Source organism: Gordonia hirsuta DSM 44140 = NBRC 16056 (assembly GCF_000333015.1).
GTDB lineage: Bacteria > Actinomycetota > Actinomycetes > Mycobacteriales > Mycobacteriaceae > Gordonia > Gordonia hirsuta.
Window position 1 is genome coordinate 136349 of the sequence record NZ_BANT01000016.1, and the last position, 13364, is coordinate 149712.

General features: G+C 70.4%; 13 protein-coding genes. 6 read left to right on the forward strand and 7 right to left on the reverse strand.

The features are described from left to right. Window position 1: 1 nt before the first annotated feature. The 6 genes from ybeY to hrcA all read right to left on the reverse strand — a co-directional run bounded on the left by ybeY (window position 2) and on the right by hrcA (window position 5441). Window positions 2–547, reverse strand: coding sequence for an rRNA maturation RNase YbeY (gene ybeY / locus GOHSU_RS06735; RefSeq protein WP_005938773.1), 546 nt, complete (start codon window positions 545–547; stop codon window positions 2–4). Continuing rightward, on the reverse strand, window positions 544–1548 hold the full coding sequence (locus GOHSU_RS06740; protein WP_081597737.1) for a PhoH family protein: 1005 nt from the start codon (window positions 1546–1548) through the stop codon (window positions 544–546). The genes ybeY and GOHSU_RS06740 overlap by 4 nt, the downstream gene beginning before the upstream one ends. Before the next feature lie 116 nt (window positions 1549–1664). Continuing rightward, window positions 1665–2474, reverse strand: coding sequence for an alpha/beta hydrolase (locus GOHSU_RS06745; RefSeq protein WP_005938779.1), 810 nt, complete (start codon window positions 2472–2474; stop codon window positions 1665–1667). 5 nt (window positions 2475–2479) lie between these two features. Continuing rightward, complete coding sequence (locus tag GOHSU_RS06750; RefSeq protein WP_005938782.1) at window positions 2480–3232, reverse strand: 16S rRNA (uracil(1498)-N(3))-methyltransferase; 753 nt, start codon at window positions 3230–3232, stop codon at window positions 2480–2482. After that, a complete protein-coding gene (gene dnaJ, locus GOHSU_RS06755; RefSeq protein ID WP_005938785.1) occupies window positions 3229–4377 on the reverse strand; it encodes a molecular chaperone DnaJ in 1149 nt (382 codons plus the stop codon). Before dnaJ ends, GOHSU_RS06750 begins: the two co-directional genes overlap by 4 nt. A gap of 26 nt (window positions 4378–4403) precedes the next feature. Further along, window positions 4404–5441 (reverse strand): heat-inducible transcriptional repressor HrcA, encoded by a 1038-nt coding sequence (gene hrcA, locus GOHSU_RS06760; RefSeq protein ID WP_005938789.1) that lies wholly within the window; start codon window positions 5439–5441, stop codon window positions 4404–4406. A gap of 82 nt (window positions 5442–5523) precedes the next feature. Here hrcA and GOHSU_RS06765 point away from each other — a divergent pair, with 82 nt between their 5' ends. Then, complete coding sequence (locus GOHSU_RS06765; RefSeq protein ID WP_005938793.1) at window positions 5524–5979, forward strand: type II toxin-antitoxin system VapB family antitoxin; 456 nt, start codon at window positions 5524–5526, stop codon at window positions 5977–5979. 251 nt (window positions 5980–6230) lie between these two features. Here the strand turns inward: GOHSU_RS06765 and hemW are convergent, their stop codons facing one another. Further along, the gene (hemW, locus tag GOHSU_RS06770) at window positions 6231–7430 is read right to left on the reverse strand and encodes a radical SAM family heme chaperone HemW (RefSeq protein WP_005938795.1); all 1200 of its coding nucleotides are present in this window, start codon (window positions 7428–7430) and stop codon (window positions 6231–6233) included. Between the two features lie 334 nt (window positions 7431–7764). Here hemW and GOHSU_RS06775 point away from each other — a divergent pair, with 334 nt between their 5' ends. Genes GOHSU_RS06775 through GOHSU_RS06795 form a run of 5 tightly spaced genes read left to right on the forward strand, consistent with a single transcriptional unit; the run spans window position 7765 to window position 13362 of the window. Continuing rightward, complete coding sequence (locus GOHSU_RS06775; RefSeq protein ID WP_005938797.1) at window positions 7765–9522, forward strand: nitrite/sulfite reductase; 1758 nt, start codon at window positions 7765–7767, stop codon at window positions 9520–9522. A gap of 12 nt (window positions 9523–9534) precedes the next feature. Then, window positions 9535–10263, forward strand: a complete 729-nt coding sequence (locus GOHSU_RS06780; RefSeq protein WP_005938799.1) for a phosphoadenylyl-sulfate reductase — start codon at window positions 9535–9537, stop codon at window positions 10261–10263. Continuing rightward, complete coding sequence (gene cysD, locus GOHSU_RS06785) at window positions 10260–11216, forward strand: sulfate adenylyltransferase subunit CysD (RefSeq protein WP_005938801.1); 957 nt, start codon at window positions 10260–10262, stop codon at window positions 11214–11216. Before GOHSU_RS06780 ends, cysD begins: the two co-directional genes overlap by 4 nt. Continuing rightward, window positions 11216–12550 carry a sulfate adenylyltransferase subunit 1 gene (locus GOHSU_RS06790; protein WP_005938804.1) on the forward strand — a complete coding sequence of 445 codons (1335 nt, stop codon included), beginning with the start codon at window positions 11216–11218 and terminating at the stop codon, window positions 12548–12550. Before cysD ends, GOHSU_RS06790 begins: the two co-directional genes overlap by 1 nt. Beyond that, window positions 12550–13362: a sirohydrochlorin chelatase gene (locus tag GOHSU_RS06795; protein WP_051139546.1), complete on the forward strand. Its 813-nt coding sequence runs from the start codon at window positions 12550–12552 to the stop codon at window positions 13360–13362. The genes GOHSU_RS06790 and GOHSU_RS06795 overlap by 1 nt, the downstream gene beginning before the upstream one ends. The last annotated feature ends 2 nt before the right edge of the window (window positions 13363–13364 follow it).

Sequence of the window (13364 nt, forward strand, 5' to 3'; positions counted from 1 at the left end):
CTCAGTCGCGGCCGGCGTCGGCGTCGAAGCCCAGGTCCCGCATCAGGCGACGGTCCTTCTCCGCCTGTTTGCGGGCCTGCAGCCGCGCTTCGCGGGCGTCGTACCAGTCCCGCAGGATCTGGTTCTGCAGCCCGAACATCTCGGCCTCTTCGGCAGGCTCGGCGTGATCGAAACCCAGCAGATGCAGCACGCCGTGCACGGTCAGCACCGCCAGCTCGTGTTCGTAGGAGTGCCGCTGCTTCTTGGCCTGATCGGCCGCGAATTCGGGGCACAGCACGATGTCGCCGAGCATCGCCGGGCCCGGTTCGGCCGCATCCGGGCGTCCGCCCGGGGTCAGCTCGTCCATCGGGAAACTCATCACATCGGTGGGCCCGGGCAGGTCCATCCACTGCACGTGCAGATCGGCCATCGTGTCCAGATCCACCAGCTGGATCGACAGCTCGGCACCCCGGTGCACGTCCATGGCGCCCAGGGCGAAGCGGGCCACCTCGATGATCTGGTCGTCGGGGGCGTCCACACCTGATTCGTTGAACAGTTCGATGGTCATCGCCGGTGGCCTCCGTGGCCGAGGCGGCGTTCGCCGCCGGCGCGGCGCTGGGCCCGGTTGCCACCGCCGCTCTCCTCATCACGCCCGTAAGCGTCGACGATATCGGCGACCAGCCGGTGCCGGACCACATCGGCGCTGGTCAGATGGGAGAAGTGGATGTCGTCGATGCCCTCGAGGATGCGGGTGGCCGTCCGCAGTCCACTCTGGGCGCCGCCGGGCAGATCCACCTGGGTGGCATCGCCGGTGACGACCATCTTGGAGTCGAAACCCAGGCGGGTCAGGAACATCTTCATCTGCTCGCCGGTGGTGTTCTGCGCCTCGTCGAGGATGATGAACGCATCGGAGAGGGTGCGCCCGCGCATATACGCCAGCGGCGCCACCTCGATCACGCCGGCTTCCATCAGTTTGGGGATGGTCTCCGGTTCCATCATGTCGTGCAGCGCGTCGTACAGCGGCCGCAGATAGGGGTCGATCTTCTCGCTGAGCGAGCCGGGCAGAAAGCCCAGGCGCTCGCCGGCCTCCACCGCGGGCCGGGTCAAGATGATGCGGGAGACGTCTTTGTGCTGCAGCGCCTGCACGGCCTTGGCCATCGCCAGATAGGTCTTGCCGGTGCCGGCCGGGCCGAGCCCGAAGACGATGGTGTTGGCGTCGATGGCGTCGACATAGCGCTTCTGGTTGAGCGTCTTGGGGCGGATCGATTTGCCGCGGCGGCTGATGATGTCCAGGCTCAGCACCTGCGCGGGCGAATCGGCGACGGCCTCGTCCTGCAGGATCGTCATCGATTCGCGGATCAGGTCCGGGGTCAGCGGGGTGCCGGTGCGCACCAGCTTCACCAGCTCGGCAATCACCCGTTCGGCGGAGGCGACCTCCGGCGGCGTACCGGTCAGCGAGAGCCGGTTTCCGCGCACATGCACCTGCGCCGGCAGTTGTGACTCGAGGGTCCGCAGGTTCACATCGACCGTCCCCAGCAGCCCCACCACCAGTTCCTGGGGGATCTCCATGGTCGAGGTCACCTCGCGGACCGCGGGATTGTCGTCACTCACGAAGGCGTTCAGCTCCTTGTTCTCCGCGGGCGCGTGCCGCGGGGCGATTGCGTTGATTCTATCCCGGCCGCCGGTCACAGGCCGAGGGTCCGCAGCGTCGCCCGGTACGCGGGGCTGCCGGTGTCGAGGAAGGCGGCGTGATCGCCGGGAACCTCCACCAGCGTGGCGCGCTGACCGCGGCCGGCGGCCTGCTGCGCATAGTGCCGGCTCAGCTCGACCGGCACCGACTCGTCCTGGCCGGTGTGCACCAGCGCGATCAGCGCATCGACCACCGGCGCCTGCGCCGCCGACGCCTGTGCATAGCGGCCCGGGGCGGCCTCGTAGGTCGCCCCCAGCAGCCGGCGCACCGAGGGTTTGTCCCGCACACCCGGGAAGGTGAAGTCCAGCACCGCCGATTGCGGAACGACGGTGCCGATCCGGTGACGCGCCGTGCGTCCGCCCAGCTGCGCCACCGCCCACACCGCCAGGTGACCGCCCGCCGAATGCCCGACGGCGGCCACCTCGCGGCGGTCGACGCCGATTCCGGCGGTGGCCAGCGCGTCGGCGACCGGACCGTCCAGCGCCTCCAGCGCGGCGATCACATCGTTGCCGCACCGGGGCCACACGCTCGACGACGCTGCCGCGGCGTCACCGGCGGCCGGGGCGCCGGTGGCCGGATCGGCGCGCCGGTACTCGATGTTCCAGACCACCGCGCCGCGGCCGGCCAGGTCGCGGGCCACCGCGGTGTTGATGGTCAGGGAGAACTCGGTGGACCAGGAGCCGCCGTGGATCATCACCACCAGCGGCGTGCCCGGCGCCTCGGTCAGCGGCCGGTCGGGCAGGTAGAGGTGCCCGAACTGGTCCGGGTTCGGGCCGTAGGCGATCTTGACGCGGCGCACGGGCATCGGCGTCACCGGCTCCAGCGGTCGGTCACCGCGCCCAGGGCGCCCAGCGCGACCGCTCCGGCCGCGGCGGTGCGCAGCACTTCCGGTCCGAGCACCACCGAACGCCCACCCAGGGCGGTCAGGTCGGCGATCTCTTCGTCGGTGAGGCCGCCTTCGGGGCCGATCACCAGCACCACCTCGGCGGCCTCGGTGAAATCGATACTGCGAAAGGGCACGGCCCCCTCTTCGTGCAGCAGGGCCACCACGCCGCCGTCGGCGTGCACCCGCGCGCACAGGTCCCGCACGCCGATGGTGGTGGACAGCTCGTGCACCTGCGGGATCCACGGCCGGCGGGCCTGTTTGGCTGCGGTGGCCGCGACGGTGCGCCACTTGTCGACGCCCTTGGCCGCACGGCTGCCCGACCAGCGGGCGATACTGCGCGCGGCCTGCCAGGGCACGATCTCGTCGACACCGGCCTCGGTCATCAGGTCCACGGCCAGGTCGGCGCGGTCGGATTTGGGCAGCGCCTGCACCACCGTCACCAGCGGGGTGGGGCGCGCCTGGAATTCCACCCGTCCGGCCCGGACGGTGAACCGGTCCTTGCCGTCGATCCCAGTGACGGTGCCGTCGGCGCGGGTGCCGCGGCCGTCCCCCAGGATCACCGGCGCACCGGCTTTGATCCGGGTGACGGTGACCGCGTGGCGGCCTTCCGGGCCGGTCACCGTCACGCTCTCACCGGCGCGCGGGACCTCGTCGACCCAGAAGACCGGCGGTGTCATCGGCCGGCGAAGACGTTGCGGAGTTTGCTGAAGACGCCCTTTTTCGCATCGCCCTTGGAGGAGGCGGTGACCAGTTCGACCTCGTCGTTCCCGGACTCCTTGAGCCGGCGCAGCAGATCGCTCTGCGTCGAGTCCAGCTTGGCCGGGACCACCACCTCCAGGTGGGCGTGCAGGTGCCCGCGCAGACCGGTGTTCAGGTGCGGCAGGCCCTTGCCCTTGACGGTGATCACCTCACCGGGCTGGGTGCCCGGATCGATGTGCACGGTCGCGGTGCTGTCCAGGACGGTGTCGATCTCGATCTGCGCGCCCAGGGCGGCGTCGGTCATCGGCACGCGCACGGTGCAGTGCAGATCGTCCTTATCGCGGACGAAGACATCGTTGGGGCGCTCGTGGATCTCGACGAACAGATCGCCGGCCGGGCCGCCGCCCGGACCCACCTCGCCCTGGCCGGCCAGGCGCACGTTCATCCCGTGCTCCACCCCGGCGGGGATCTGCACGGTCAGGCTGCGCTGGGCGCGGACCCGGCCGTCGCCACCGCAGTTCAGGCACGGATCGGTGATCACCTCACCGGCGCCGCGGCATTCGGGGCATTCGCGCACCGACATCACATTGCCCAGGATCGAACGCTGCACCGTCTGGATCTCACCGTGCCCCTTGCAGGTGGGGCAGCTGGTGGGCGTGGAGTCGCCGCGGGTGCCGTCGCCGTCGCAGATCTCGCACAGGACCGCGGTGTTGATGGTGATCTCGCGTTCGGCACCGGCGGCGATCTCGTCCAGATCCAGGGTCACCTTGGCGTAGCCGCGTTCTCCCGGACGCACCCGCCCGCGGGGGCCGCGGCCGCCGAAACCACCGCCGCCCCCGCCGAAGAAGGTGTTGAAGATGTCGCCGAGGCCGCCGAAGTCGCCGCCGCCGAAACCGCCCATTCCGCCCGGGCCCGCCAGCGGATCGCCGCCAGCGTCGACGATGCGGCGCTTGTTCGGATCCGACAGCACCTCGTAGGCGGTGGTGATCTCTTTGAAGCGATCCTCTTGCGTCGGATTGACGTCGGGATGCAACTCCCGGGCGAGCCGCCGGTAGGCCCGCTTGATGTCCTGGTCGGAGGCACCCCGGGCGACCCCGAGGATTCCGTAGTAGTCACGCGCCACGCGAAAGACTTCCTTTGCTCAACACTTCAACTGCGGTCGGCGAGTACTTCGCCGACGTATCGGGCCACCGCGGCCACCGCGGCCATGGTGCCCGGGTAATCCATCCGGGTCGGCCCGACAACGCCGACACCGCCGAAGACGGTGCCCGAAGCACCGTACCCGGTCGAGACCACCGAGGTACTGCGCAGGTTCTCCACCAGCGTCTCCTCGCCGATCTGCACGATGACACTGTCACTCTCGCGCGCATGCGTGAGCAGCTTCAGAATCACCACCTGCTCTTCCAACGCCTCCAGGACCGAGTCCATTCCGCCGGTCGCCGGAGCGAAGTCACCGGCGCTGCGCGCCAGGTTCGACGTCCCGCCCAGCACCAGCCGGTCCTCGGGACGTTCGACGAGAGTCTCGATCAGCACGGTCGCGATCTCCAGGATCGGCCGCTGCACCTCCGGCGGCGCATCATCGGTGAGGACGGCCACGGCGGCGCTGGCCTCAGCCAGGCGTTTGCCGTCCAGGGCGGCCCCGAACAGATGGCGCACGCGAGACAGCTCGTCGTCGTTGAGCGGATCGCTCAGGGAGACCATCCGCTGTTCGACCCGGCCGGTGTCGGTGATGACCACCAGCAGCAGGCGGGTCGCGCCCAGCGCGACCACCTCCAGGTGCCGTACCCGCGCCGAGGAGAGCACCGGGTACTGGATCACCGCGACCTGATTGGTCAGTTCCGACAGCAGCCGGACGCTGCGGCGCAGCACATCGTCGAGGTCGACGCCGGTGTCCAGGAAGCTCAGGATCGCGCGGCGCTCGGGCGCCGACAGCGGTTTGACCTCGTGGATGCGGTCGACGAACAGGCGGTACCCCTTGTCGGTGGGCACCCGGCCGGAGCTGGTGTGCGGCTGGATGATGAGCCCCTCGGCCTCGAGAACCGCCATATCGTTGCGAACCGTGGCACTGGAGACACCGAGATTGTGCCGGTCTACCAGCGCTTTCGACGCGATCGGCTCGTGGGTGGCGACGAAGTCGGTCACGATCGCGCGCAGGATTTCGAAGCGGCGATCGTCGGTGCTGGACACTCTTGGACACCTCCTATCGGGCCTTGTGCTTACAGTGAGTCGACACAATTCTAGTGAATCGATGCAAAGGACCCGAGTCGCGATGATCTTCAAAGGCGTTCAGGACGGCCGGCCGTACCCGGCCCTGGGCCTGACCGCCCGCGATTGGGCCCAGATCCCGCCGCGCCAGTTCCGCCTCGATCAGCTGATCACCGTCACCTCGGTGCTGGCGCTGGACAAGCTGCTGTCGGAGGATTCGACCTTCTACGGCGATCTGTTCGCCCATGTGGTCCACTACCGCGGCGAGCTGTATCTGGAAAACGGACTGCATCGGGCGGTGCGCTCGGCGTTGCGTAACCGCACCCTCGTGCACGCCCGGCTGCTCGACCTCGACGAGATCATCGGCAGCGGGGGCACCATCCCGGTGGCCCGGCCCGTCGACGACGACGAGGTCCCCGACATCGCCGTCACCGGCCCGCTCTACCCCACCGCCGGCGGTCCGCCGCCGCGCCCGGTGAACCCCCGGCGCGCCCGCCCCGCCCGCCACCGCGCCGACTGATCCCGCTCGGCCGCGGCGCTCGCTGCTCGGACGCGGCGCTGGTTGCACGGACGCGGCCCTGGGTACCTGAACGCGGCCCTCGTCGGGTAGACGCGGCGCCGGATCCGGACGCGGCCCCCGCGAAGGCCGCGTCTGCAGCCGAGCGCCGCGTCCGCGCCCGGAACGCCGCGTCTGCGAATCGAGCGCCGCGTTGACAGGTCAAGCAAGCGCCGCGCCTGCTCAGCCCACCGCGATCTGACCCCACCGCGAGCTCAGTCCACCAAGATGTCGCGAATGACCCCGTCGGCCAGCAGCCGCCCCCGATCGGTGAGCACATAGGCGCCGCCGTCCACGGTCAGCAGCCCGTCGTCGACGGCCCGCTGTGCGCGCCGGCGCTCGCCGCCGGACAGTTCCTCCGCCGGCAGTCCGTCGCGCATCCGCAGCGCCAGCATCACCGACTCGGTGTGCGCGTCCTCCGCGTCGAGGATCTCGAAGCCGCCGATCGCCAGGCCGCCGCCCTCCACGGACGCGGCATAGGTGGCCGGATGCTTCTGGTTCCAGAAACGCACACCGTTGATGTGCGAGTGCGCGCCCGGCCCGATGCCCCACCAGTCGTCGCTGCGCCAGTAGGCCTCGTTGTGCCTGCACTGTCCGCCCGGGCGAGCCCAGTTGGACACCTCGTACCAGTCCAGTCCGGCCGCGCGCAGCCGCGCATCGATCTGTTCGTAGCGGGCCGCCAGGACATCATCGTCGGGCATCGGGACCTCGCCGCGGCGCACCTTGCGGGCGAAGGCGGTGCCGTCCTCCACGATCAGGGCGTACGCCGAGACGTGGTCGACGGGCACCGAGAGCACCGCGTCCAGGGAAGCGGCCAGGTCCTCGTCGGTCTCCCCCGGCGTCCCGTAGATCAGGTCCAGGTTCAGGTGCTCGAATCCGGCGGCGGCGGCCTCGCGGGCCGCGGCCAGCGCCCGGCCGGGGGTGTGGCGGCGCTGAAGCACCGCCAGCACATGCGGGGCCGCCGACTGCATGCCCAGGGAGATCCGGGTGTAGCCGGCCTCGCGCAGCCCGGCGAAGAACTCCGGCGAGGTGGACTCCGGATTGGATTCGGTGGTGATCTCCGCATCCGGCGCCAGGTCGAACGAGGCGCGCACCGCGTCCAGCAGCTGCGCCAGTCCGGGCGCCCCCAGCAGCGACGGGGTGCCGCCGCCGACGAAGATCGTCTCCACCGGACGGGCCGGGGCGAGCCGGGCCGCAGCCGCCTCCAGTTCCCGGCGCACCGCCTGCGCCCAGCTCTCCGGCGACGACGAGCTGCCCAGTTCCCCGGCGGTATAGGTGTTGAAATCGCAGTATCCGCAGCGGGTGGCACAGAACGGGACGTGCAGGTACAGCCCGAACGGGCGCTGCGGGTCGGTCTGGCCCAGCCGCGCCGCGGCCTCCTCGGACAACGGGATCGACGGCGCGCGCAGGGACATGCCTCCATTGTGTCCGATGCGCACGACCGCAGTTAAAATCAGGCTGCATATAAATGCGTCCAGGTTAGGCCCGCGCCCCGGCCCCGTGGCAGCATGGCTTGCGTGACTACTACGGGCGTCCGCCTCATCGCACGGCGGCACATCGACCTCATGCGCTGCGACAGCGCATCGTGTCTGCCCTAGTCCGTTCGGCTCCCCCTCAGGCTCCCGATCTCCCCGTCCCGGCCCCCGCCGGCACGTGTGATCGACCGATGCCGCCGCCGAACCCCGTTCCCCGAGTTGGCCAGCCCCCACGACGCGTGCCGGTGATCGCACCGCACGCGAGGAGACACCCATGACCCTCACCACCCCCGACGAGCTCGGCGGCACCGCCGCGGCGACCCAGACACCCCCGCCTCCGGCAGCGCACACCCCCGCCCCGGCCCGCACACGGGCCCGCCCGGCCAAGCGCCGCACCGAAGGCCAGTGGGCCCTGGGCTACCGCGAGCCGCTCAACCCCAACGAGCAGGTCAAGAAGGACGACAACCCGCTCAACGTCCGCCGCCGGATCATCGACCTGTACTCCCACGGCACCTTCGACCAGATCGACAAGACCGATCTGCGCGGCCGCTTCCGCTGGATGGGCCTGTACACCCAGCGCGCCGAAGGCTACGACGGCACCTTCACCGGCGACGACAACATCGACATGCTCGAGGCCCCCTACTTCATGATGCGGGTGCGCACCGACGGCGGGCACCTGGATGTGCGCCAGCTGCGCGCACTGGGCGGGATCTCCCGCGATTTCGCCCGCGGCACCGCCGATGTCTCCGACCGGCAGAACATCCAGTACCACTGGATCCAGATCGGCGACGTCCCGGAGATCTGGCGGCGCCTGGACGAGGTGGGCCTGGACACCACCGAAGCCTGCGGCGACTGCCCCCGCGGCATGCTCGGCTCCCCGCTGGCCGGGCTCTCGCCCAACGAGGTGATCGACGCGACCCCGGCGATCGCCGAGATCAAACGCCGCTACATCGGCGATCCGAGCTATGCCAACCTGCCCCGCAAGTTCAAGACGGCCGTCTCCGGCCAGCAGGACGTGTGCCACGAGATCAACGACGTCTCCTTCGTCGGCGTGGTCCATCCCGAACACGGTCCCGGCTTCGACCTGTGGGTCGGCGGCGGTCTGTCGACCAACCCGATGCTGGCCCAGCGCCTGGGCGCCTGGGTGCCGCTGGAGGAGGTCCCCGACGTCTGGGAGGCCGTCGTGGCGGCGTTCCGCGACTACGGCTACCGCCGCCTGCGGTCCAAGGCGCGGCTGAAGTTCCTGATCAAGGACTGGGGCACCGAGAAGTTCCGCGAGGTCCTGGAGACCGAATACCTCAAGCGTCCGCTCCTGGACGGCCCGGCGCCGGAGGCCCCCACCCAGCCGATCGACCACGTGGGCATCACCGCCCAGACCAACGGCCGCTTCGCGGTCGGTTTCTCGGCGGTGTCCGGGCGGCTGTCGGATACGGCGCTGCTGGCCGTGGCCGACGCCGTCGAGCGGGCCGGCGCCGACGCGGTGCGGCTGACCCCGTATCAGAAGCTGGTCGTGATCAACGTGCCCGAGGACGCCATCGCCGGGCTCGAGGCGGATCTGGAGGCCGTGGGCCTGACCGCCCGGCCCTCGCGCTGGCGCCGGAACCTGATCGCCTGCACCGGCCTGGAGTTCTGCAAGCTCAGCTTCACCGAGACCCGCAGCCGCAGCCAGGCGCTGGTACCGGAGATGGAATCGCGGCTGGCCGAGCTCAACGAGCAGCTCGACGTCCCGATCACCATCAACTTCAACGGCTGCCCCAACTCCTGCGCCCGCGTGCAGGTGGCCGATATCGGCCTCAAGGGCCAGCTGATCGACGACGGCGAGGGCAACGCCGTCGAGGGCTTCCAGGTTCACCTGGGCGGGGCGCTGGGCTTCGACAGCGGCTTCGGCCGCAAGCTGCGCCAGCACAAGATCTACGCCGACGACTCGATCGACTACATCGAGCGCCTGGTCCGCAATTTCATCGCCGGCCGCCACCCGGGCGAACGCTTCGCCCAGTGGGCCGTGCGCGCCGACGACGCCGAACTCCAGTGAGAGGTGACTGATATGCCCACCACGTTGGAAACCGCCCACCTGCGCGAGATCGCCGCCGCCGGCGCCCGCCTCCTGGGGCCGGACGCCTCGGCCGACGAGCTGCTGCGCTGGACCGCCGAGATCTTCGGCAGCGACTTCGTGATCGCGGCCAATATGCAGGACGCCGTGCTGATCGACGTCGCCAGCAAGGCCATCGACCCGGCCACCGTCCACCACGAACGCCTCAAGGTGCTGTTCCTGGACACCGGCTACCACTTCGCCGAGACGCTGGGCACCCGCGACGCCGTCGTCGACGTCTACGACCTGGACCTGATCAACGTCACACCCGAGCACACCGTCGCCGAGCAGGACCGGCTGCTGGGCAAGGATCTGTTCGCCCGCGACCCCGCCGAATGCTGCCGGCTGCGCAAAGTGGTGCCGCTGCAGGCCGCCCTGGCCCCCTACCGCGCGTGGGTGACCGGGATCCGCCGGGCCGAATCGCCCACCCGCGCCGACGCCCCGCTCATCTCCTTCGACGAGGGGTTCGGTCTGGTCAAGATCAATCCCCTGGCCGCCTGGACCGATGAGCAGTTCCAGCACTACATCGACACCCACGGTGTCCTGGTCAATCCGCTGGTCGATGACGGCTATCCGTCGATCGGGTGCGCCCCCTGCACCGCCAAACCAGCTCCCGGAGCCGATCCGCGCAGTGGCCGTTGGGCCGGGCGCACCAAGACAGAATGCGGGTTGCACGCCTCATGAGTATCACCACCGAATCCCTGGACCTGACCATCGGGAACGACGCCGCCGCGCACCCGGCCGGCGGCTTCACCACCCTCGACGCCCTGGAGTCCGAGGCCATCCACATCTTCCGCGAGGTGGCCGGCGAATTCGAGCGGCCGGTGATCCTGTTCTCCGGCGGCAAGGACTCCACTCTGCTGTTGCATCTGGCGCTCAAAGCCTTCTGGCCGGCGCCGCTGCCGTTCTCGCTGCTGCACGTGGACACCGGGCACAACCTGCCGGAGATCCTGCGCTTTCGCGACGAGATCGTCGAGCGCCACAATCTGCGGCTGCATGTGGCCAGTGTCGAGGAGTACCTGGGCGACGGCCGGCTGTCCGAGCGGCCCGACGGCATCCGCAATCCGCTGCAGACCATCCCGCTGCTGGATGCGATCGGCGAGAACCGGTTCGACGCGGTCTTCGGCGGGGCCCGCCGCGATGAGGAGCGCGCCCGCGCCAAGGAGCGGATCTTCTCCCTGCGCAACGCCTTCGGGCAGTGGGATCCCAAGCGGCAGCGCCCGGAGCTGTGGAACCTGTACAACGGCCGGCACGCCCCGGGCGAGCATGTGCGGGTGTTCCCGCTGAGCAACTGGACCGAACTGGACGTGTGGCGCTACATCGCCCGCGAACAGGTGCTGCTGGCGCCGCTGTACTACGCCCACGAACGCCAGGTGTACCAGCGCGACGGCATGTGGATGACCGCCGGCCCGTGGGGCGGCCCCCGCGAGGACGAGGCGGTGCAGACCCGCACGGTGCGCTACCGCACCGTCGGCGACGGCTCCACCACCGGTGCGGTGCTCTCGGAGGCCGCCGACAACGAGGCCGTCCTGGCCGAGGTCGCCGCCTCCCGACTGACCGAACGCGGCGCCACCCGCGGCGACGACCGCGTCTCCGAGGCCGCCATGGAAGACCGCAAACGCGAAGGATACTTCTGATGACCGCTCCCACCCTGACAGATGGCGGCGACCTGCTGCGCATCGCGACCGCCGGCAGCGTCGACGACGGCAAATCGACCCTGGTCGGCCGCCTGCTGTACGACACCAAGTCGGTGCTGGCCGACCAGATCGACGCGGTCACCAAGGCCTCGGTCGACCGCGGGATGGACACCCCGGATCTGTCGCTGCTGGTCGACGGCCTACGCGCCGAACGCGAACAGGGCATCACCATCGATGTGGCCTACCGCTACTTCGCCACCCCGGCGCGCAGCTTCGTACTCGCCGACACCCCCGGGCACGTGCAGTACACCCGCAACACCGTCTCCGGTGCCTCCACCGCCCAGCTGGTGATCCTGCTGGTCGATGCGCGCAACGGCGTCGTCGCGCAGACCCGCCGCCATGCCGCGGTGATGGCCCTGCTGGGGGTTCCGCAGCTGGTGCTGGCGGTCAACAAGATCGATCTGGTCGACGATCCGGCCGCGGTGTTCGCCGAGATCTCGACCGAGTTCGCCGCCATCACGCGGTCGCTGGGCTACGCCGACGAGCAGGTGCTGGAGATCCCGGTCTCGGCGCTGCACGGGGACAACATCGCCCACCGCTCGGCGCGCACCCCGTTCTACACCGGGCCGACGCTGATCGAGCATCTGGAGTCGGTGCCCAACGAGCAGGGCGCCGCCGCCCGCCGCGGGGACATGGGGCTGCGGTTCCCGGTGCAGTACGTGATCCGGCCGCGCACCGCCGACTACCCCGATTACCGCGGGTACGCCGGTCAGGTGGCTGCCGGCACCGTCAGCGTGGGCGACGAGATCGTGGTGGCATCCTCCGGGCAGCGGTCCCGGATCGCCAAGATCGACACTCCCGACGGTGAACTGGCCAGCGCGCACGCCGGCCGCAGCGTCACCCTGCTGCTGAGCGACGACATCGACATCTCGCGCGGGGATCTGATCGCGGCGGCCGCCGACGCTCCCGAGGCGGCTCAGCAGTTCACCGCCACCGTCTGCTGGCTGGGCGATAAGCCGCTGCGCACGGGTGCCCGGCTGCTGCTCAAGCACGGCACCAAGACCACCCAGGTGATCATCGGCGAGCTGCAGGCGCTGTTCGACGAACAGAACCTGGCGCTGATCGAGGCCCCCGAGACCGTGGAGCTCAACCAGATCGGCCGTATCGCGCTGATGACCGCCGAGCCCATCCCGGCCGACGACTACCAGGTGAACCGGGAGACCGGCAGCTTCCTGCTGATCGATCCGCAGGGCGGCAACACCCTGGGCGCCGGACTGATCGGCGATGCCCTCGGCCCACTGGACCTGGCTCCGCTCGAGCCCGCCCTGCTCTGATGGCACGCCCCGGTCTGCCGACGCGCCCTGGTCTGCCGACGACGGACTCCCCGGTGCTGGTGCTCGCGGCCCACGGCAGCCGTGACGTCCGCTTCGCGGCCACCTCCGAGCGGGTGACCGATGCGGTGCGGCGCGCCCTGCCCGGGGTACGGGTGGAACTGGCCTACCTGGACCTGAACGTCCCGCTCCTGGACGATGTGCTCGATGCCCTCGACGGCGAGGTGGTGGTGGTTCCGTTGCTGTTCGGCGACGGCTTCCACTCCAAGACCGACCTGCCGGCGATGCTCGAGGCCGCCAGGCTGCGCAACCCGCGGCTGCGTCCGGTCCAGACCCCTATCGTCGGGCGGTATTCCCCGGTGCCGGCGCTGATCGAGCGCCTCGAGCAGGCGCTGGGCCGGACACCGTCGGCGCACACCGGCGACGGTGTCCTGCTGTACGCGGTCGGCTCCTCCGATCCGGCCAGCGACGCCTCGATCCACGAGCGCGGCCGGGAACTGGCGGCGGTGCTGGGGGTGCCGGTGCACACCGTCTTCGCCACCCGCCTGGGCCGCGACGGCGCGGTGATGGCCGCGGCCACGGACTACCTGCGCGCCTGCGGGGCCCGCCAGCTCGTCGCCTCCCCGCTGTTCCTGTCGGCGGGGCTGCTCACCGAGCGGGTCGAACGGGAACTGGATGCGGTATGGCCCGGCGCCACGGTGGCCGGCCCCATCGGCGAGCACCCCTCACTGATCGCCGCGATCGCCCGGCTCTACCGGGACGCGGTGCCGCGCGCAATGCAGGTCGGAGCACCGGCCCCGGCCGGACTCGGCTGACG